Source organism: Arthrobacter sp. T572, from assembly GCF_056780115.1.
This window is the reverse complement of the sequence record NZ_JBRAZQ010000002.1, coordinates 3,683,684-3,703,772: the sequence shown is the minus strand read 5'-3', so window position 1 is coordinate 3,703,772 and position 20,089 is coordinate 3,683,684. Positions and strand designations below refer to the sequence as shown.

At 64.2% G+C, this 20,089-nt stretch carries 19 protein-coding genes; 7 read left to right on the top strand and 12 right to left on the bottom strand.

From position 1 onward, the window contains the following. Positions 1-10 precede the first annotated feature (10 nt). Positions 11-340 carry a putative antibiotic biosynthesis monooxygenase gene (locus ACUYMZ_RS18360; protein WP_481605133.1) on the top strand — a complete coding sequence of 110 codons (330 nt, stop codon included), beginning with the start codon at positions 11-13 and terminating at the stop codon, positions 338-340. A gap of 27 nt (positions 341-367) precedes the next feature. On the opposite strand, the gene ACUYMZ_RS18355 is transcribed toward ACUYMZ_RS18360, so the two are convergent. The 4 genes from ACUYMZ_RS18355 to uriH all read right to left on the bottom strand — a co-directional run bounded on the left by ACUYMZ_RS18355 (position 368) and on the right by uriH (position 5,343). After that, positions 368-1,606, bottom strand: coding sequence for an IS110 family RNA-guided transposase (locus ACUYMZ_RS18355; RefSeq protein WP_481605132.1), 1,239 nt, complete (start codon positions 1,604-1,606; stop codon positions 368-370). Between the two features lie 352 nt (positions 1,607-1,958). Continuing rightward, a complete protein-coding gene (locus tag ACUYMZ_RS18350) occupies positions 1,959-2,900 on the bottom strand; it encodes a ribokinase (RefSeq protein WP_481605129.1) in 942 nt (313 codons plus the stop codon). Beyond that, positions 2,897-4,330: a uridine transporter UriT gene (gene uriT, locus ACUYMZ_RS18345; protein WP_481605127.1), complete on the bottom strand. Its 1,434-nt coding sequence runs from the start codon at positions 4,328-4,330 to the stop codon at positions 2,897-2,899. The genes ACUYMZ_RS18350 and uriT overlap by 4 nt, the downstream gene beginning before the upstream one ends. Beyond that, complete coding sequence (gene uriH, locus ACUYMZ_RS18340; protein WP_481605125.1) at positions 4,330-5,343, bottom strand: uridine-preferring nucleoside hydrolase UriH; 1,014 nt, start codon at positions 5,341-5,343, stop codon at positions 4,330-4,332. Before uriH ends, uriT begins: the two co-directional genes overlap by 1 nt. Positions 5,344-5,589: 246 nt before the next feature. On the opposite strand from uriH, the gene ACUYMZ_RS18335 reads away from it, so the two are divergent. After that, entirely contained in the window at positions 5,590-6,573 is a 984-nt protein-coding gene (locus tag ACUYMZ_RS18335) for a LacI family DNA-binding transcriptional regulator (protein ID WP_481605924.1), read from the top strand. A gap of 6 nt (positions 6,574-6,579) precedes the next feature. Here the strand turns inward: ACUYMZ_RS18335 and ACUYMZ_RS18330 are convergent, their stop codons facing one another. Next, positions 6,580-7,206: a LysE family transporter gene (locus ACUYMZ_RS18330; protein WP_481605123.1), complete on the bottom strand. Its 627-nt coding sequence runs from the start codon at positions 7,204-7,206 to the stop codon at positions 6,580-6,582. A 181-nt stretch (positions 7,207-7,387) separates the two neighbouring features. Here ACUYMZ_RS18330 and ACUYMZ_RS18325 point away from each other — a divergent pair, with 181 nt between their 5' ends. Next, positions 7,388-8,461, top strand: coding sequence for a DNA polymerase IV (locus ACUYMZ_RS18325; RefSeq protein WP_481605120.1), 1,074 nt, complete (start codon positions 7,388-7,390; stop codon positions 8,459-8,461). Positions 8,462-8,552: 91 nt separating this feature from the next. On the opposite strand, the gene ACUYMZ_RS18320 is transcribed toward ACUYMZ_RS18325, so the two are convergent. From ACUYMZ_RS18320 to ACUYMZ_RS18310, 3 genes are all read right to left on the bottom strand, one after another. Further along, on the bottom strand, positions 8,553-9,536 hold the full coding sequence (locus ACUYMZ_RS18320; RefSeq protein ID WP_481605117.1) for an aldo/keto reductase: 984 nt from the start codon (positions 9,534-9,536) through the stop codon (positions 8,553-8,555). Positions 9,537-9,604: 68 nt separating this feature from the next. Further along, the gene (locus ACUYMZ_RS18315; RefSeq protein WP_481605114.1) at positions 9,605-10,420 is read right to left on the bottom strand and encodes a methyltransferase domain-containing protein; all 816 of its coding nucleotides are present in this window, start codon (positions 10,418-10,420) and stop codon (positions 9,605-9,607) included. 69 nt (positions 10,421-10,489) lie between these two features. Then, the gene (locus ACUYMZ_RS18310; RefSeq protein WP_481605112.1) at positions 10,490-11,002 is read right to left on the bottom strand and encodes a MarR family winged helix-turn-helix transcriptional regulator; all 513 of its coding nucleotides are present in this window, start codon (positions 11,000-11,002) and stop codon (positions 10,490-10,492) included. Between the two features lie 159 nt (positions 11,003-11,161). On the opposite strand from ACUYMZ_RS18310, the gene ACUYMZ_RS18305 reads away from it, so the two are divergent. Both ACUYMZ_RS18305 and trxB read left to right on the top strand, forming a co-directional pair. Next, positions 11,162-13,327 carry an MMPL family transporter gene (locus tag ACUYMZ_RS18305; RefSeq protein WP_481605110.1) on the top strand — a complete coding sequence of 722 codons (2,166 nt, stop codon included), beginning with the start codon at positions 11,162-11,164 and terminating at the stop codon, positions 13,325-13,327. Between the two features lie 64 nt (positions 13,328-13,391). After that, positions 13,392-14,369, top strand: a complete 978-nt coding sequence (trxB, locus tag ACUYMZ_RS18300; RefSeq protein ID WP_481605108.1) for a thioredoxin-disulfide reductase — start codon at positions 13,392-13,394, stop codon at positions 14,367-14,369. Positions 14,370-14,378: 9 nt separating this feature from the next. On the opposite strand, the gene ACUYMZ_RS18295 is transcribed toward trxB, so the two are convergent. The 3 genes from ACUYMZ_RS18295 to ACUYMZ_RS18285 are packed head-to-tail and all read right to left on the bottom strand — an operon-like array spanning position 14,379 to position 16,175. Then, positions 14,379-14,720, bottom strand: coding sequence for a hypothetical protein (locus tag ACUYMZ_RS18295; protein WP_481605105.1), 342 nt, complete (start codon positions 14,718-14,720; stop codon positions 14,379-14,381). A 3-nt stretch (positions 14,721-14,723) separates the two neighbouring features. Beyond that, positions 14,724-15,179, bottom strand: a complete 456-nt coding sequence (locus ACUYMZ_RS18290; RefSeq protein WP_481605103.1) for a prevent-host-death protein — start codon at positions 15,177-15,179, stop codon at positions 14,724-14,726. Between the two features lie 48 nt (positions 15,180-15,227). Continuing rightward, a complete protein-coding gene (locus ACUYMZ_RS18285; protein WP_481605100.1) occupies positions 15,228-16,175 on the bottom strand; it encodes a prephenate dehydratase in 948 nt (315 codons plus the stop codon). 402 nt (positions 16,176-16,577) lie between these two features. Here ACUYMZ_RS18285 and ACUYMZ_RS18280 point away from each other — a divergent pair, with 402 nt between their 5' ends. Then, positions 16,578-17,816, top strand: coding sequence for an IS110 family RNA-guided transposase (locus ACUYMZ_RS18280; RefSeq protein WP_481602290.1), 1,239 nt, complete (start codon positions 16,578-16,580; stop codon positions 17,814-17,816). A 40-nt stretch (positions 17,817-17,856) separates the two neighbouring features. Here the strand turns inward: ACUYMZ_RS18280 and ACUYMZ_RS18275 are convergent, their stop codons facing one another. After that, positions 17,857-19,269 (bottom strand): aldehyde dehydrogenase family protein, encoded by a 1,413-nt coding sequence (locus ACUYMZ_RS18275; protein WP_481605097.1) that lies wholly within the window; start codon positions 19,267-19,269, stop codon positions 17,857-17,859. 178 nt (positions 19,270-19,447) lie between these two features. On the opposite strand from ACUYMZ_RS18275, the gene ACUYMZ_RS18270 reads away from it, so the two are divergent. Next, entirely contained in the window at positions 19,448-20,089 is a 642-nt protein-coding gene (locus ACUYMZ_RS18270; protein ID WP_481605094.1) for a LysE family translocator, read from the top strand.

The following is a 20,089-nucleotide window of genomic DNA, read 5'->3' as shown; positions in this document are numbered from 1 at the left end:
GGAGAATCCGATGACCGCCCCTGCCGCTTCCAAAACGACCGCCGAGTCCGCCGCCGCACAGCCTTCTGCTGTTGCTCCTGCACGCCCGCACATCCCGTCCGTGCACATGCGTGCGCTGATCACGTGGCTCGCCATTTTCCCGCTGGTGTCCATTGGCATGCTTGCCCTCGGACCGTTGATGGAACCGTGGCACCCGGTGCTGCGCGCGCTCCTTTTGACGGCATTGGTGGTCCCGCTCGCCGTGTACATCGTGGTTCCGCGGCTCATGGCCGGACACGGAGTACTGACCCGCAAGGCCGTGGAACGCGCAGCCCAACGAGCCGCCCGCCGCTCCGTTTAGCCCAACTAGTACGAAAGTAGTGGTGGGTTAGGCTGCGGTGACCGGGGTGATGGTGACGTTGTAGCCGAGGTTGTTGAGTTGTTTGATGGCGTTGTTCTTGGCTCTGGTTGGGTTGATCCTGTTGAAGTGGTCGGCGCCGGGGTCGGTGTAGCACTCGCCGTTGCGGAGCATGTGCCAGGCCGCTGTGAGGATGGAGTGTTCGATGGCGACGAGGGCTTTGTTGGTTCCGGAGCGGGCGGTGATGCGGCGGTATCTCGCGGCGAGGTAGGTGTTTTTGGATCGGGTCGCGGACATGGCCGCGGTGCCGAGTGCTGCTTTGAGGTATTTGTTGCCGGGCATGATGTGGCTGGATTTGATCCTGCCGGCGGATTCGTTGGCGCTGGGGCAGACCCCGGCCCAGGACGCGAGCCGGCCCGGGGTTTCGAACACGCTCATGTCAGCTCCGGTTTCGGCGATGATCACTTCGGCGACTCGTTGGGATACTCCGGGGATGGTGGCCAGGGCTTCCCTGGCCTCACGAAAGGGTTCCATCGCCTCCTCAATCCGTGCCGTGAGGGTATCGATGGTGCGGGTGTGGGCGTCGATCTGGTCCAGGTGCAGTCGTGCCATGAAGGCGTGGTGGGGTTTGAACCTGCCGGTGAGGGCGTCGACCAGTGCCGGGATTTTCGAGCGCAGCATTCCACGGGCCATCCCGGCCAGCACCTCGGGGTTCCGTTCGCCGTTGATGAGGGCTTCGAGCATGTCCCGGGAAGAGACCCCGGTCAGGTCTGAAACCACGGAAGAGAGTTTGATCCCGGAGCTTTCCAGGAACTTCTCCAGCCTTTGGATTTCCCGGGCCCGGTCGCGGGTGGCGATGGCGCGGGCCCGGGTGAGGTCCCGCAGTTCGCGGATGGGTTCGGGCGGCACGAATGATGCCCGCAGCAGCCCGTGCGCGGCCAGTTGGGCCAGCCACGCGGCGTCGGAGACATCGGTTTTGCGTCCCGGGATGTTCCGGGCGACTTTGGCGTTGACCAGCATCACCGGCAGGGTTTCTTCGAACAGGTAGAAGAACGGTTTCCAGTAATCGCTGGTCGCTTCCATCACCACAACAGTGACGTGTTCGCGTTCGAGGAACTCCCGAAGTTCCAGGATCGCGTGCGTGGTCGCGCCCCAGGTTGTGACCTTTGAGGTGTAGGTCCCTGCCCGTTCTCCGGGGACCCGCACGCAGACCTTCGCGTCGCGTTTGGAAATATCCATTCCCGCGGCCCGTTCATGAACAATGTCCATTCCAGCTTCCCTTCAATACATCCAGTTACCGGCGTCGTCTCGGGGAGGACAGGGAGAATATTCAGGAATCTAGTACCCGTGCTTGAAAGCAACAATCCACGGTTCCCGTGGAAGTCCTCCACGCCACGCTGGGTCACGGACTCAAGGCACCAAGTTGGGCCGGCGTTCACCGAGACGAACAATCCCATGATCAACCCGTATGGGCAGAGCCCACCAGAGCCCAGGCGAGCCAACCGCATACTTTCCCGGATCACGGCGCGCCGAAGGCACTCACACGCTGGGTCGCATTTGTGCGCGTTTTGAGGGCTCAAAACGCGCACAAATGCGACCCAGTTGGGTGCCGGGGCTGGGTTCAGGCGTCGCGGGCTGCTGTGACTTCCTCGAGAGTTGCGTAGGCCGCCTGGGTTCCCTTCTTGGTCGCAGCCAACGCGGCCGCTACAGAAGCGAAGGACGCGGCGTCCATCAGCGAGTCACCCGCGGCCAAACGCGCAGCCACAGCTCCTGTAAACGCATCGCCGGCGCCCGTGGTGTCCACCGCGTTGACGCGCGTAGGAGCGATCCGGGTGAGCTGCTCACCTCGGGCCGTCGAATCCAGCACCACGGAACCCTGCGAGCCGAGCGTCACCAGCACCCGCTGCAGGCCGCGGTCTGCGAATTGGCTGCGCACCGGCTCCCACGCTTCGGCCTCTGCGTCGGCGCCAGGTATGAATGCCTCCGAGCCAAGGAACAGGGCAGCCTCGTGCGCATTCACCAGGAGGACGTCGCTCAACCCGGCCAACAACTCCGGTATCTCAGCGTAAGGCGAGAGGTTCAGCAGGACGGTAGCTCCGGCGTCGTGCCCGGCCTGCGCGGCGGCCACGACGGTATCGATACCCACCTCCAGGCAGAGGCACACGACGGCGGCGTCCCGGAAGGCGGCGAAGTCGACGTCGGCGGGGGAAAGGGTGCCGTTGGCGCCGGCAGAGATGATGATGCTGTTCTCGCCGCGCGCATCCACCGAGATCACAGCGACGCCGGTTGCGGTGTCCGAGCGTCGGACCCGCGAGACATCCACGCCTGCGTTGGCTGTCGAGTCCAGAAGCATGATGCCGTTGGGGTCCTCGCCCACTGCACCGATCAGGCTGACCCGGCCACCGAGCTTGCTGGCCGCAACGGCCTGGTTGGCACTCTTGCCGCCGGGGTTCACCGCGAAGCCGTTGCCGTGCACCGTTTCACCCGGCTGGGGAAGGCGTTCTGTGTAGATGGTCAGGTCGGCGTTGAGCGAACCCACCACCACGATTCCGGGTGTGCTCACGCAGCCACCTCTTCGTCCTCGTGGACCTCGGCGTCAACCGGCTTGGGAATCAGCAGCGAGGCCGCGAACGCGGCGAACGTGATGGCAAAACCAACGACGACGACGGTCAAGTAGGAAGCTTTCGCGTCACCCATCGCTGAGGTAGCCACCAGGACGGCGGGCAGGACCAGGAAGCTCAGGCCGGCACCGAGGTTGAAGGCGCCGGCGTTCATGCCGGGGAGGAAGCCGGGGTTGCCCTTGGGCGAGAGCACCACACCGAGTCCGTTCAGCATGATGTTGACGGTACCGGCGTACATGATGCCCAGCAAGGCCGTGCCGGCAATCATCATCGGAAGGCTGTTGAGGCCGAAGAGGGCAATGATCGCCAATGCCACGAGGCTGCCGACCATACCGATGCGCAGCACCTTGGTGTAGCCGAGGACCGGGGCCAGCCGGCCGCTGATCGGGCCGAAGAGCCAGCCCAGAAGGGCGTACGGAGTGAGGATGATGAGGGACATCTCGGTGGGCCCTACGCCGAAACCGGGATCCGCAGCCTGGACGAACGCGGGGACGATGCCGTTGATCACCGCGAAGATACCGGTCATGGTGAGCGTTGTGGTCAGCAAAGGAGCCCAGGTTGAACGCTGGCGCAGGTGGACGATCTCGACCATCGGCTGCTGGGCGCGCTTCTCCACGGCCCAGAAGGCGGCGAATGCGACGACGGCAATGACCGTGAGTCCGACGGCGAGGGCAAGCGTGCCGCCGTCGAATGCCGACGCGAGCTTGGCGCCCTCGTTCAGGGCAGTGAGCAGGGCGCCCACGGCGATGACGATGAAGAACACGCCGAGCCAGTCCATGGTGGTGCCCGCGGCGGGCTTGCTTTCGCTGGCCAGGAACGCAATCAGCAGCGTGGCGACCACAGCCAGGGCAACCATGAGCCAGAAGATGCTGCGGAAACCGAAGCTCTCCGCGAAGTAGCCGCCCACGAACGAGTCGACGCCGGCCACGCCGCCGTTGACCGCGGTGATGAGGCCCATGAGTGCGCCGTACTTGCGCGGGTTGCTCACGGCTGAGCGGAGCATGATGAGGCACAGCGGAACCGTGGGGCCGCTGACTCCCTGGATGATGCGGCCCACGAAGAGCCACGTCACGTCCGGAGCCAAGGCGGCGATGACCGAGCCGACGGCCATCAGGATCATCATGCCCACGAGGATCTTCTTGCGTCCGACGATGTCGCTAAGCCGAGGCAGGAACAGGGAGAACAGGGCCGCAGCCGTGAAGAACCACGTCTGGGAGAGGCCGATGGTGGCCTGGTCGGTGTGGAGTTCGTTGCCCATGGTGACCAGGGCCGGGCTGAGCATGGAAGCGTTGAGCTGGAACGCCACGCACGCTGCCAGCAGGGCGACCATGAGGGCTGTGACGTTGCCTTTGGTTGTTGCGGGGACGGACATTACTTGGCCTCTCCTGCCAGAACCGTTTCGGCGACCTGCGCGCCTGAGGAAGTGCCGCCGTCGGGCTCGCCGATCCGCTCGATCGCATCGGTGACCAGGTCCCAGAACTTCTTGTGGTCCAAATCCACTGCGACGGAGGTGTGGCAGTCCTCCGGTGCGGGTGCCCGGAAGTCGGCCACGGTCATGCCAAGGGTGAGCCTGCCCTGCAGTTCGATGTCCACGGGGACCTTGCGGGTGGTCATGACGGTGGGGTCGATGACGTAGGCGACGGCGCAGGGATCGTGGACCGGCGGGAAGTCGAAGCCCTGGGCGTCCTTGTAGGTCTTCTTGAAGAACTCCATGAGCTCCAGGACGAACTTGGCGGGCTTGGTGCCGATGCGGGCGATGTTGTTGACCACCTCGTCAGTGGCCAGCGCCTGGTGCGTGAGGTCCAGGCCAACCATCACTACGGGCCACTTCTCGTTGAATACGATGTGTGCGGCCTCGGGATCGATGATGATGTTGAACTCGGCAACGGCGCTCCAGTTGCCCACGTGGTAGCCGCCGCCCATGAGGACAACTTCCTTGACGCGCTCCACGATGCGGGGCTCCTTGCGGGCGGCCATCGCGATGTTGGTCAGGCCCGCGGTGGGGACCAGGGTGACCGTGCCCGGCTCATGCGCCATGACGGTTTCGATGATGAGGTCGACGGCGTGACGCGGGTCGAGCTCGACGGTGGACTCGGGCTGTTCAGGGCCATCCATGCCGGAGTCGCCGTGGATGCTGGGGGCCGTTTCGATGGTTCGCACCAAGGGGCGGTCGCAACCGGCGGCGAACGGAACCCCCGTGATGCCTGCAATCGTGGCTACGGACAGGGCGTTGCGGGTGACCTTCTCGAGAGTCTGGTTGCCAACCACGGTGGTCACGGCCAGCAGTTCGATGTCAGGGTTGCCGTGTGCCAGCAGCAATGCCACTGCGTCGTCATGGCCGGGATCGCAATCAAGAATGATCTTTTTGCGGGGGTTGGTTTCCACGTTTCTCTCCACGTCATTGGGGCCTGTCCGGAGTTCTTGGCTTTCAGGGTGGTGCCGGCGCCGGACAGGGCGCTAAGCATTCAGGGGAATCATGGCACTTCGACTGCATTTACGTCAAACGCTTAACGTGGGGTACGTCAAGCGCTTGATGCATTGTGCCGCCTGTCGGTTGCGTAACAACGCTAGGATCGATGCATGGAAACCCCCGCCCACCTCGGCAAACGCGCGCCCCGGGTCACGGCCGCCATGGTTGCAGCGAAGGCGGGCGTTTCGACGGCGACAGTCTCCCTGGTTGCCAACGGCAAGACGCAGGGGCGCGTCTCGGAAGACAACATCTCCCGGGTCCGGACCGCCATCGCCGAGCTCGGTTACGTGGTGGACAGCATCGGGAGTTCCTTGGCCCGCGGGGTCAGCTCGATCGTCATCCTGGTAACCCCGGACGTGTCCAACCCGTTCTTTGCCAACGTCATTGCCGGGGTCCGCGAGTCCTTGGGCGCGGACTACCAACTGCTGCTCTCCGTGACCGACGCCGGCGAATCGCCGCAGGCAGACGACGTCCGGAAACTCTTGTCCCTGCGACCGGCGGGGCTGCTGGTGGGCGCGCCGAGCGCGGAGTTTCTGAAGGATCTGTCCGCCAGCGGCCCGTTGGTGCTGCTGGATGCTCCGGGGCTGGAGACCTTCGCTCCGTCGGTAAACCTGGATGTTGCGCAGGGGGCGCGCGAACTTGCCCGGCACTTGGCTTCCGCCGGGCACACCCGGGCCGCCTATGTGGACGGTATTACGGGCACGGCCACGTTCGAGCTGCGGCGTCAGGCGTTCCTCGAGGAGGCTGCATCGTGTGGCCTGCTGGTCTCGGAGGACCACATCATCAGCACCTCGATCGATGTTGGAGAGGCCGCGGCTGCCTTCGCCTCCGCCTGGCCTTCGTGGAAAGCGGCAGGCGTGACCGCCGTCGTCTGCGGTACCGATACACACGCCTATGGCGTGCTGCAGGAGGCACGGGTGGAGGGCGTAAAGATCCCCGGTGAGCTTGCGGTAGCGGGTTTCGACGACCTGCCCTATTCCGTAACCAGCAACCCCAGCCTGACTACTGTTCACCTGCCCGCGACACCGCTGGGCCGCAAGGCGGGGGAACAGCTGCGGGGGCTGATCGAGGGGGTTCCCCTGGCCGAGCCGCACGTGACGCTGGAGAGTTCGCTGGTGGTCCGTGGGTCAACCGTGCAGGGCTGACCAGCGTTAGTGGATGACCGCCAGCAGGATGCCCACCAAGACGAACAGGCACCCGAAGATGCGGTTCAGGATCTTCTGGCCGTGGGCGTTGCGGGTGAAACGCTGGAAGGACCGTGCTGCGAGGGCGAAGAAGAGCCACATGACCAGGATGTCAATCGCCAGGACGGTCGCCGTCAGCACCAGGTACTGCGGAACAAGGGGCTGGTCCGGCTTGATGAACTGCGGCATGAACGCCAGGAAGAACACGATCGCCTTGGGGTTCAGCAGGTTGACCCAGATGCCGCGCTGGAACATCGACAGGGCGGGCTCGTTCTTCTTGTCCTCCACCTCTTCTTTGTCCAGGTCTGGCTTGTGCAGGAACTGCCGGATGCCCAGGTACACGAGGTAGGCCGCGCCGGCGTAGCGAATGATGTTGAAGACCAGCGGCGAATTGGAAACCAGCACGCCAACGCCCAGGGCGACGATCACGATGTGGATCACCAAGGCGACCTGCTGGCCGAGAATTCCCCAAATGGAGCGGCGGAAGCCCGAATTGAGCGAGTTGCTCATGGTGAAGATGGCCCCGGCGCCGGGAGTGAAACTGATCAGGGTGCCGGCACCAACCAAAGCCAGCCAAAGGGAAAATTGCACCATCTCAGCTTAAGGTGCTTTTGGTAGGCCATCGCGCCGCTACCTGCCCCGTACCGCCACCACCCACTTTGCCGCCGCCCGCCGTCGAACTCGCCCAAAATCAGGTTGATTTTCGACGACGGGGAGCCCAAAGTCGGTGGCGAAGGTACAGACAGCGCCGCCCAAGACCGGGCAGACTGGTCCCGTGAGGGGAATCCCGTGGGTCCTGCACGTAGATCTCGACCAGTTCATCGCTGCCGTCGAGATCTTGCGGCGGCCTGAACTCGCTGGGAAGCCCCTCATTGTGGGCGGCCGAGGCGATCCCACGGAACGGGCGGTAGTGTCCACGGCGTCCTATGAGGCGAGGGCCTTCGGCGTTGGCTCAGGGATGCCCCTCCGCATTGCCGCACGGAAAGTGCCCGAGGCCATCATCCTCCCCGTCGACCAGGAGGCGTACCTCGCGGCCTCGGAGGTTGTGATGACCACCCTTAGGAAACAGCCAGGGGCCACGGTGCAGGTCCTCGGCTGGGACGAGGCCTTTGTTGGCGTCACAACGGATGACCCCGAGGCCTACGCCAAGCAGATCCAGGCTGCCGTGCTGGAAAACACGCGGTTGCACTGCAGCGTGGGCATCGGCGACAACCTGGTTCGTGCCAAGAACGCGACCGACTTCGGCAAGCCAGCGGGCATCTTCCGGCTTACCCAGGAGAACTGGCTCGACGTCATGGGTGCACGGCCCACGAAGGACCTCTGGGGGGTTGGTCCCAAGATTTCCAAAAGACTCGCGTCCCACGGCATCACCACAGTCAATGAACTTGCCGCCATTGACCCAAACAGCCTGGTCCAGGAGTTCGGCCCCAAGATGGGTCCTTGGTACGCCCAGCTCGGTCGCGGCGACGGTGCCACGGAAGTAGACGATACGCCCTGGGTAGCCCGGGCCCACGGCCGCGAGACCACCTTCCAGCAGGACCTGACCGAACCCGAACAAATCAGTGGTGCCGTCAAGGAACTCACTGCCCGGGTCCTTGAGGACGTCGCAGCCGAAGGCCGCCCGGTGGTCGGGCTAACGCTGAAGGTCCGCTACAAACCGTTCTTCACCAAGACCTACGCAAGGAAGATCCCGGAGACCTTCGACCGCAGCGAAGTCCTGGCCCAAGCACTGGACCTTACTTCAAAAATGGAGCCGGACCGTCCGATCCGCCTGTTGGGACTCCGCGCCGAAATGGCCATGCCCGACGACGCACGCAAAGGCCACACGCCTACGCGCAGCGGCTGGTAAAGCGGCCGGGAAAGCACGACGCCGGCCTGCCGCCTCGCGTGCCGGGTGCAGACCACGACGCCGGCCTGCCGCCACGCGTGTTTGGCGACGCCTACCAGCGCGGGTGGATCGCCGCCCGGAAGTAACGGTCGTAGATGTCCCGGACGCCGGCAGCCAGCCCGGTTCCAACATCCTCCAAACCGCCAGCTTCGGCATTCGCCCGTGCCTGCGCCGCGGATCGGGCGCCCGGAATGACCGAGGTGACGCCATCCTGGGCGATGACCCAGGCGAGGGCCGCCTGCGAGGTGGTAACGCCGTCGGGAACCAGCTCGCTGAACTCCTGCGCGGCCTTGACGCCTGTGGCGAAGTCGACGCCGGAGAAGGTCTCCCCGACGTCGAAGGCGGCGCCGGAGCGGTTGTAGTTCCTGTGGTCGTTCTCGGCGAACGTCGTCTCAGTGGTGTATTTGCCGGACAACAAGCCAGATGCCAAGGGGACCCGGGCGATGATGCCAACCCCGGCTTCCCTGGCCGCGGGCAGTACCTCGTCGAGGGGCTTCAGGCGGAAGGCGTTGAGAATGATCTGGATGGTCGATGTGTTGCCGCGCTTGATGGCCTCGAGGGCTTCATCGGTCCGTTCGACGCTGACGCCGTAGTTCCGGATGGTGCCTTCGCTGACGAGGGTGTCCAAGGCGTCGTAGACCTCGGTATTGCTGTAGACCGAGGTGGGCGGGCAGTGGAGCTGTACCAGGTCCAGGGTGTCCTGCTGGAGGTTCCGCCGCGAACGGTCGGTCCACTCGCGGAAATTTTTGAGCGTGTAGTGCTCCGGGAGTTGGTCTACGCGGCGCCCCATCTTGGTGGCCACCGTGACGTCCAGTTCCGGGTGGTTCTTCAGGAAGCGGCCAATGATCTGCTCGCTGCGGCCGTCACCGTAAACGTCCGCGGTGTCGAAGAAGTTGACGCCGGCTTCTACCGATGCCGCAAGGACGGCTGACGCGTCGGCTTCACTCACGGCGCCCCAGTCGGCGCCAAGCTGCCAGGTGCCCAATCCTACGACCGACACCAAGCGGCCGGTCCTGCCAAGTAAGCGCTGTTCCATGGGTTCGACTATATGCCGCTTGTGAGCGCTATCACCAAGGATGTCCGGATTGAAAGACGGGACAGCGCTTATGCGCGGGCAATGACTTCGCCGTTGGGAATGAGGAAGTATCCGTCCTCCGTAGCGCCCCAGCGATGCCAGCCGGCAGCGATCCGGGCAAGGTCGGCCTCCTTGGCGAAGCCGTACTCGAGGGCTTGCTCCGCAAAGGCAGAGTGCAGGACGCGTTCGCTCCAGACCCGCGACTGCCAGGCCCGCTGCTGCGCCGTGGCGTACAGCCAGTTGCTGCTGCTCGGTGCTACCTGTGCAAAACCTGCCTTTTGCGCCCATGACACCAGGCGGCGGCCCGCATCGGGCTCTGCCCCGTTGCGTCGGGCGATCTTTTGGTACAGCTGCATCCAGTCGTCCAGCTCCGGAACCTCCGGGTACCAGCTCATGCCATGGAAATCGGCATCCCGGACTGCCACAATCGCCCCGGGCTTGGCGACCCGGCGCATCTCGCGCAGAGCTGCCACCGGGTCCGTGAGGTGCTGAAGGACCTGGTGGGCGTGGACGAGGTCGAAGGTCTCGTCGTCGAACTCAAGGTCGTAGATGTTGCCGGTGCGGAACTCCACGTTCTCCACGCCTCTGTCCTTGGCCAGTTCGGTGGCCTGGGCGATGATGTCAGGGGCGCGGTCCAGCCCTACGACGTGGCCGGGCGCAACCAGCCCCGCGAAGTCGCACGTGATGCTGCCCGGTCCGCAGCCGACGTCGAGCACTGACGACCCGGGGGTGAGATGGGGGAGGACGAACGCCGCCGAATTCTCGGCTGTCCGTGAGGCGTGGGCCCGGACAACCGACTCGTGGTGCCCGTGGGTGTAGACATCTTCAGGTTGCTCCGCGTTCATAGGGAAACGCTACCCAACTGGGTCGCATTTGTGCGCGTTTTGAGTGCTCAAAACGCGCACAAATGCGACCTAGTTGGGTTTGGGGTGGGAGGCTTCCTGGCGGGCAGCAACAGTGGCGTCCACCATGTCCGACATGAATCGGCGCACGACCTCAAGCTCAGTGTCGCTGTAGGAGCTCATCGCTTGACCCATGCGCAGGGCGAGCGGCATAAACATGGCGCTGCCGTCGCTGTAGGCCTTGGGTGTCATGTGGAGCTGGACCTGCCGGCGGTCTGTCCCCAGACGTTCCCTGGTGACATGCCCCGACGCGTGCAGCCGGTCCACGAGTGCTGTGGTGGCCGGGGAGCTCAGGCGGAGTTCGCTGCGCAGGACTCCGGGTGTGACCACCCGCCCTGCTGCTGTATGCCGCATGATGACGGCGAGGGCATTGAGGTCCGTCCGGTGCATATCGTTCTTGCCGCCCGCGGCGTCAACATAGTGGTTCGCTTCCAGGGTGAAGTCCTGGAGCAAGCGGATCAGGTCCTGCGGAGCGCCGGCCGGAGGTCCGCCAGGCACGCCGGCTGAGTCCGCCGTTGAAGCCATCTCGCCCTCCCGCCTTGGATCTCCGTGAATGCTGCCTTCCGGATATTACTCCCAGCGGCGGGGGAACCCGGCATTGGGAAACTCTTGGAATAGTTCCATGATAGAGATAATCTATGGTGGAAACAATCGCTCCGCCCCAAAACCCTGGAAGAAGGACCCATGAAATCCCAGAAGGTACCGTTCTGGCTCCGATGGCTGGTGCCCGTGGTGCTGATCATCGTCTGGTTCGGAATCGCCGGCGTCGGCGGCCCCACGTTCGGCAGGCTGGAGGAGGTCTCATCCAACGACCAGGCGTCCTTCCTGCCTGCCGGTGCTGAAGCGACGGAAGCCGGTGACTGGCAGGCCAAGTTCCGCGACTCCGAAGAGATCCCGGCCGTCGTGGTGATCGAGGGAGATGCCGCCTTCACCCCCGCCCAATTGGGCGAAGCAGGCCAGATCAAAGCGGACATTGAGGCACTCAAGCTGGGTAGCGCCGTCGTCGGACCCATTCCGTCGGAAGACGCCAAAGCGGTCCAGTACATTGTCCCGATCGCCGAATCGGACGAACTGCGCGACGTCGTCAAGGAACTGCGGGATACCGTCCAACCCGGCGCACCGGACGGCATGCGCGCCTACGTGACGGGACCGGCGGGCCTCACCGCAGACCTCGTCAACGCTTTTGGCGGGATCGACGGCATCCTTCTCCTGGTGGCACTCGGTGCCGTGTTTGTCATCCTGTTGCTGGTCTATCGCTCGCTCGTGCTGCCAATTGCCGTGCTCCTGACGTCTGTGTTCGCTCTCTGCGCCGCGATCCTCCTGGTCTTCGGCATGGCAAAGCTCGGCTGGATCCAGTTGAACGGCCAAAGCCAGGGCATCCTCTCCATCCTGGTCATCGGTGCCGCTACCGACTACGCCTTGCTCTACGTGGCAAGGTTCCGTGAGGCGCTGACACACACTGCCAACCGCACCGAGGCCGTCCTCACCGCGTGGAAAGCATCATTCGAGCCGATCCTCGCCTCCGGTGCGACAGTCATCATCGCGTTGCTCTGCCTGCTCTTCTCCGACCTGAACTCCAACAAAGCGCTCGGCCCCGTGGCTGCGGCCGGTATCGTCTGCTCACTGTTCGCAGCGCTCACCCTGCTGCCGGCCTTCATGGGTCTGCTGGGCCGCGCAGCTTTCTGGCCCTTCCGCCCCAAGCTGGTGCCCGACGGCGAACGCGAACCTGAGCTGGTCACCGGCCTTGAGGGGCAAAAGGGCTTGTGGCGCGCCACCGGACGGCTGGTTTCCCGGCGGCCACGGACAGTGTGGGTGGCCTCCGTGCTGCTCCTGCTCGTGGCGTCCACGGGCATCCTTCAACTCAAGGCAAACGGCGTCCCGCAGACCGACGTCATCCTGTCCCAGTCAGACGCCGTTGACGGCCAGGCCGCGCTGGCGCGCCATTTCGACGCCGGCAGCGGCAGCCCCGCCGTCGTGGTCGCCTCAGAGGACGCGGCAGAAAAGGTGCTGGATACCGTGAAAGCAGCCGACGGAGTGGGTGATGCGTACCTGCTGGCCGAAGGCAACGTCCCCATCACGGGTGCCCCCGGGGCTCCGACTGATCCCGCGGTGCGTGACGGCAAGGTGCTCATCAACGCGACGTTGAACTCCGCGGCTGACTCGATCGAAGCTGAAGAAGCGGTGAAATCACTGCGGACAGCCGTGAAGGACGTGGACGCTGAAGCCCTGGTTGGTGGGGTGACCGCAACAGCCCTGGATACCAACACCACTGCGCAGCGGGACCTGGTGGTCATCATCCCGATTGTGCTGGTAGTCATTCTGTTCATCCTGATGCTTTTGCTCCGCTCCGTGGTGGCGCCGGTCCTGCTGATCCTGTCCGTGGTGCTGTCCTATGGGGCCGCGATGGGAGTCTCGGCGTGGGTGTTCAATGGGATCTTTGCCTTTTCAGGAGCCGACGCGACTGTTCCGCTGTTCGGTTTCGTGTTCCTGGTGGCGTTGGGCGTGGACTACAACATCTTCCTCATGAGCCGCGTCCGCGAAGAATCAATCAAGCACGGAACACGTCCGGGAATCCTGCGTGGGCTGGGCGTGACCGGTGGCGTGATCACCTCGGCCGGTATTGTCCTTGCCGCTACGTTTGCGGCCCTGGGTGTCATTCCCATCATGTTCCTGGTGCAGCTGGCGTTCATTGTGGCGTTCGGGGTGTTGCTTGATACCGTCCTGGTCCGGTCACTCCTGGTGCCCGCGCTGGCCTACGACATCGGAGACAAGATCTGGTGGCCCGGCAAGCTGGCACGCCGCAGGCAGAAGGGTCAGGTGCAGGAGCGGGAGGCATCAGTTGTGCCTTAGCCCTTGATTGCCCGGCGGGTACTTGTTGCACTTGATGGGTACCCGCCGAGCCAAGGGAGATGCTGTGAGCCAGGAACAACTGATCATCATCGGGTCCGGTCCGGCCGGGTATACGGCCGCGATTTACGCCGCCCGGGCCGGCCTCAGCCCACTGGTCCTGGCAGGTTCGGTCACTGCAGGCGGGGCGCTGATGAACACCACTGAGGTGGAGAACTTCCCTGGCTTTCCAGAGGGCATCCAAGGCCCCGAGCTCATGGATGGACTGCAGGCGCAAGCGGAAAAATTCGGCGCCCGGATAGTGTTCGACGACGTCACGTCAGTTTCGTTGGCGGGTCACGTTAAGTCCGTGGTCACCGGGGCGGGGGACACCCACCAGGCTACGGCCGTTATCCTCGCCACCGGCTCGGCGTACAAGGAGCTCGGGTTGCCGGAGGAGAAGAAGCTCAGCGGGCATGGAGTCTCCTGGTGCGCCACGTGCGACGGTTTCTTCTTCCGCGAGCAGGACATCATGGTGGTGGGTGGCGGTGACTCCGCCATGGAGGAAGCGACCTTCCTGACGCGGTTCGGAAAGTCCGTGACCGTCGTCGTCCGCAAGGGCGAACTGCGCGCCTCACGCATCATGGCCCAGCGCGCCAAGGACAACCCCAAGATCAGCTTTGCGTGGAACTCCGCCGTGACTGCCATCCATGGCGACACTAAAGTCACCGGTGTGACGCTCACTGACACCCGCACTGGTGAAACCCGCGAGCAGGCAGCCACGGGCATTTTTGTGGCCATTGGACACCTGCCGCGGACGGAGTTGGTGGCCGGGCAAGTGGACCTCGACGCGGAGGGCTACATCAAGGTGGACTCACCCACCACGTGTACCAACCTGTCCGGCGTCTTCGCCTGCGGGGATGCCGTGGACCACCGTTACCGCCAGGCCATCACAGCCGCAGGCACCGGGTGTGCTGCCGCCTTGGATGCCGAGCGCTACCTTGCAGCTTTGGAAGACGCTGACAGCATCGCGACGGCGTTGGTGGAGGAGCCGACGCACTTCTAAGGTGGCGCGCTACTTGGTTTCGCTGGGGTGGTGAGTGTGAACCTGCTCCAGATACACCACTTGGTCGACGACAAAGAACCAGATCCGCGCGTCGCCTTTGAGTGTGGGCTTGTGCTGCCAGCGTTCATGAATGGAACCTTGGTGCGTTACGAAACCCAATTCGCCGCGGAGGGGATAGTTGGTCGGTGTCCTGAGTTGGGGTGTCCGTGTGAGAAAGTCCCAGGTATCCGTCAGAGCGTTCCGAATGGTGGCACGCAGGTCTACCCATCCACGTTTCGCCTGAACGGACGCGAACCGGAGATCATATTCACTCTTTTTGGTGGGGCGCTCAACCTTTGAATCCTTCGCCATGCCCTACGGACGCTCCACAGGTTCGAACTCTTCAAGCCACTCGGTCGGTTCCCGGCCAAGACCGGCTGCTATGGCCGTTGCCGACTCACGCCAGGCGGTCAGTTCGGCAATGGCCAGATGGGGTTGATTCGTAGCGAACGAGGCACGGGCAGCGGCCAAGATTTCACTGGCACAGGTTTCCTGGTCAGCTTTGCTGAGCGCCAGCATCCATGGGAAGCGGTCGCTCATGCGGCCCGCCAGTGTCCCTTCGGTACTGGTGGAGACAGCCACGAGTTGGGCCGCAAGCTCCAAGAGGGACACTCTTGCCCGGTCTGCGCTTTCGGACATCAGCACGAGTGCTTCTCCGTCTCGGCGAGTGACTCGGACCGGGTGATCCGCAGCGGCCGCGAAGACCTCTGCGGAAGACCTGCTTAGCTCAGACGACTGGAAAGTTGTCCTTGAGGTGGCGGCAGTGCTCATGCCCACATTGTATTCAGAATATGTTCTGAATGAAAGTGGACCGCATGTTCAGAGCGGGGGAAGGCCGAACTCTCGCCGGAGGTCATCGCCGCTGACCGTGTCGCCTTCATCGATGTCCCTTTGGGCCTGTTCGAGGTCGTTTTTGAGTTCCTCGGCATGTTCCCGGTAGCCGTCGGCCGCGTACACGCCGAGGACGCGTACCTCGGTGGTGAAGAACTCCAGTTCCTCCAAAGCCCTGCGGAGGCGTGCGTCTTCGGGGTGGCCTTCGACGTCGGAAATGAACATGGTGGCGGCAAACTCGTTGCCCACCATGTAGCTTTCCAAACGGGTCATGTTCAGGCCGTTCGTCGCGAAACCGCCCAGAGCCTTGTAGAGGGCCGAGGGTACGTTGCGCACACGGAACACGAACGTGGTGATGGCCGGGCCGGGTAACTCTTCTTTGGTGGGCAGTGCCCGTTCCCGTGCCAGGACCACGAAGCGCGTGGTGTTGGTGGGATCGTCTTCCACGCCGGACGCCAGCACCTCGAGTCCGTACAGTCCCGCTGCCAACGGGGGAGCCAGGGAGAGTTTCCGGGGATCGTTCCAGTCCCGGACCTCGCGGGCTGAACCGGCAGTGTCCCCGGCGATGACGGGCTTCAATCCGGCGTCGCGGATGATGCGCCGGCACTGGCCAAGGGCGTGGATGTGGCTGTGGACTTCCGTGGCACCCTCGATGGTGCTGCCCGGAATGCCCAGCAGGTCAAAGCGGATCGGCAGGAAGTATTCGCCAACGATCTGCAGGTTCGACTGGGGGAGCAGGACGTGGATGTCCGCCACACGGCCTGCGATGGAGTTCTCGATGGGGATCATCGCAAGGTCCACAGCCCCGGTGGAGACCAGTTCAAAGGCGTCCTCGAAGCTGGCGCAGGGCACGCTTTCGAGTTCCGGGAACATTTCCTTGCATGCGAGGTCCGAGTTGGCTCCGGGCTCACCTTGGTACGCGATCTTTTGGGACATGCTGCTCATGGTTTCACGTGGGGCATATGGCCGCGCAAAAGCGTCCACCGTATGGCCAGCCCTACCCAACTGGGTCGCAGTTGTGCGCGTTTAGAGCCGTGAAAACGCGCACAAATGCGACCCAGCGTGTGAGTGCCTTCGGCGCGCCGTGATCCGGGAAAGTATGCGGTTGGCTCGCCTGGGCTCTGGTGGGCTCTGCCCATACGGGTTGATCATGGGATTGTTCGTCTCGGTGAACGCCGGCCCAACTTGGTGCCTTGAGTCCGTGACCCAGCGTGGCGTGGAGGACTTCCACGGGAACCGTGGATTGTTGCTTTCAAGCACGGGTACTAGATTCCTGAATATTCTCCCTGTCCTCCCCGAGACGACGCCGGTAACTGGATGTATTGAAGGGAAGCTGGAATGGACATTGTTCATGAACGGGCCGCGGGAATGGATATTTCCAAACGCGACGCGAAGGTCTGCGTGCGGGTCCCCGGAGAACGGGCAGGGACCTACACCTCAAAGGTCACAACCTGGGGCGCGACCACGCACGCGATCCTGGAACTTCGGGAGTTCCTCGAACGCGAACACGTCACTGTTGTGGTGATGGAAGCGACCAGCGATTACTGGAAACCGTTCTTCTACCTGTTCGAAGAAACCCTGCCGGTGATGCTGGTCAACGCCAAAGTCGCCCGGAACATCCCGGGACGCAAAACCGATGTCTCCGACGCCGCGTGGCTGGCCCAACTGGCCGCGCACGGGCTGCTGCGGGCATCATTCGTGCCGCCCGAACCCATCCGCGAACTGCGGGACCTCACCCGGGCCCGCGCCATCGCCACCCGCGACCGGGCCCGGGAAATCCAAAGGCTGGAGAAGTTCCTGGAAAGCTCCGGGATCAAACTCTCTTCCGTGGTTTCAGACCTGACCGGGGTCTCTTCCCGGGACATGCTCGAAGCCCTCATCAACGGCGAACGGAACCCCGAGGTGCTGGCCGGGATGGCCCGTGGAATGCTGCGCTCGAAAATCCCGGCACTGGTCGACGCCCTCACCGGCAGGTTCAAACCCCACCACGCCTTCATGGCACGACTGCACCTGGACCAGATCGACGCCCGCACCCGCACCATCGATACCCTCACGGCACGGATTGAGGAGGCGATGGAACCCTTTCGTGAGGCCAGGGAAGCCCTGGCCACCATCCCCGGAGTATCCCAACGAGTCGCCGAAGTGATCATCGCCGAAACCGGAGCTGACATGAGCGTGTTCGAAACCCCGGGCCGGCTCGCGTCCTGGGCCGGGGTCTGCCCCAGCGCCAACGAATCCGCCGGCAGGATCAAATCCAGCCACATCATGCCCGGCAACAAATACCTCAAAGCAGCACTCGGCACCGCGGCCATGTCCGCGACCCGATCCAAAAACACCTACCTCGCCGCGAGATACCGCCGCATCACCGCCCGTTCCGGAACCAACAAAGCCCTCGTCGCCATCGAACACTCCATCCTCACAGCGGCCTGGCACATGCTCCGCAACGGCGAGTGCTACACCGACCCCGGCGCCGACCACTTCAACAGGATCAACCCAACCAGAGCCAAGAACAACGCCATCAAACAACTCAACAACCTCGGCTACAACGTCACCATCACCCCGGTCACCGCAGCCTAACCCACCACTACTTTCGTACTAGTTGGGCCCGCACGCGGAGCTAGCCGTTGATGATCTGCGGGACGCCGAGGTGCTTGAGGCCTTCGGCGCCGAACTCCAGGCCGTAACCGGACTGCTTGGCGCCGCCGAAGGGGACGCGGGGGTCCACGGCGCCGTGCTTGTTGATCCAGACCGTTCCGGCCTGGATGCGGGCGGCGACTTCGCGGGCGGCGGCCGGGTCGGAGGACCAGACCGAGGCGCCGAGTCCGACGTCGAGGGCGTTCGCTTTGGCGACGGCCTCATCAACGGTGCTGTACTTGATGATCGGAAGGGCCGGGCCGAACTGTTCCTCGGCAACGAGTGGGTTGTCGTTGTCGATGTCTGCCACCAGGGTGGTGGGGTAGAAGTTGCCGGGCTGGTCGGCGTCGGGGTCGCCGCCGAGCAGGATCCGGGCGCCGGAGTCGCGGGCCGCGTCCACCAGGCGGGCGACGATGTCGTACTGCTGGCGGTTCTGCAGCGGCCCCAGGACGTTGTTCTCATCGAGTCCGTTACCCATGGGCATTGCGGCCGCCACAGCGGCCAGTTCGGTGCAGACGGCCTCGTACTGGGATTCGTGGACGTACAGGCGCTTCAGGGCGGCGCAGGTCTGGCCGGTGTTGATGAACGCGCCCCAGAACAGGCCTTCGGCGATGGCCTTGGGGTCGGAGTCGGGAAGGACGATGCCCGCGTCGTTGCCGCCGAGCTCCAGGGTGAGGCGCTTGACCGTGTCCGCAGAGGAACGGATGATCGCCTTGCCGGTCGCGGTGGAACCGGTGAACATGACCTTGCCGATTGCCTCGTGTTCTGCCAGCCGGGCGCCGACGTCGCGTCCGCCGGAGACTACGGATACCAGGCCTTCGGGGAGTTCCTGGTTGATGATGGAGATCAGGGCGAGCACGGACAAGGGCGTGTACTCGGACGGTTTGACCACCACAGAGTTGCCCATGCGCAGGGCGGGGGCGATCTGCCAGACGGTGATCATCATGGGCCAGTTCCACGGGCCGATCGCGCCGACGACGCCGATGGGCCGGTAGTGCAGCTCGGCGCGGGTTTCGCCGTCGTCCACCACGACTTCGGGTTCCAGCGGGGTGCCGGCGGTGGCGCGGAGCCAGGCGGCGCAGGCGCCGACTTCGAAGCGGGCGTTCGGGCCGTTCAGCGGCTTGCCCTGCTCGCGGGAAAGAAGCTGGGCGAGTTCCTCGGCGGAGCGTTCGACGGCGTCGGCTGCTTTCAGGAGCGCGGCGGACCTGGCGTCGTGGCCCAGCGCAGCCCACGCGGGTTGCGCTGCAGCGGCAGCAGCGATGGCGGCTTCGAGGTCCTCGACGGTGTGGACCGGTGCCTCGCCAACGGTTTCGCCCGTAGCCGGATCGAAGATGGTGCGGCTGTTCTGGCCCGGGGCTGCGGTGATCGAGGCCAGCAGGGCGTCGTAAGTCTCCATTGGTACTCCGCTCAGGTAGTAAGTCGTGGCGGCCGGTGAGGGCGCGTTGCAATGTCTCCAGTGTGGTTGGCATCACGTCCCGGCACCTTGTCTATGCACGAACGCCCCTTGACGGGAAGCGAACGCTTTAGGCTCACGTGGCTTTCGCTACCTGTCGGTATGCTCCACAATCGACTGTGTGACTCTCGCTTCCCTGGCTGCTTTCGCCGGTCTTTGCCTTGTCCTGTCCGTGACTCCCGGCCCCGACACGTTCCTGGTGCTGCGCATTGCGTTGAACAGGCCTTCAGCTGGAATTGCTGCCGCGGCGGGTTCGGCGGGTGCAGCGATTGTCTGGGCGGCGCTGGTGGGCGTAGGCCTCGCCGCGATCCTGGAGCAATCCGCCGAGCTCTTCCGGTGGATCAAGATCGCCGGTGGCTTGTACCTGCTGTACCTGGGCATCTCGTCGTTCATCAAATCACGCCGCGCTGCGAAGGCGGGCGCTGACGGGTCTGCCGCCGAAGCGCCCCTCCCTTACAGCAGGCTTTCTGCGCTGGGTGCCGGCGCGCTCTCCACGCTGCTCAACCCCAAGGTGGGCCTCTTCTACCTTGCCGTGGTCCCGCAGTTCATCCCTCACGGCGGCGACACCATGGGCACGTCCCTGGTCCTGGGTGTCGTGGTGGCCGTCATCGCCTTCGCGTACCTTTCGATGATCGCCGTGGTGGCGTTCAAAGCGATGCGGTGGCTCAAGAAGCCCAAGGTGAGCACCGTCGTCGAACGTGCCTCGAGTGGGATTATCGCGGGGCTTGGTGTCGGCGTGGTGGCGTCGGGAGCGACGAGCTAG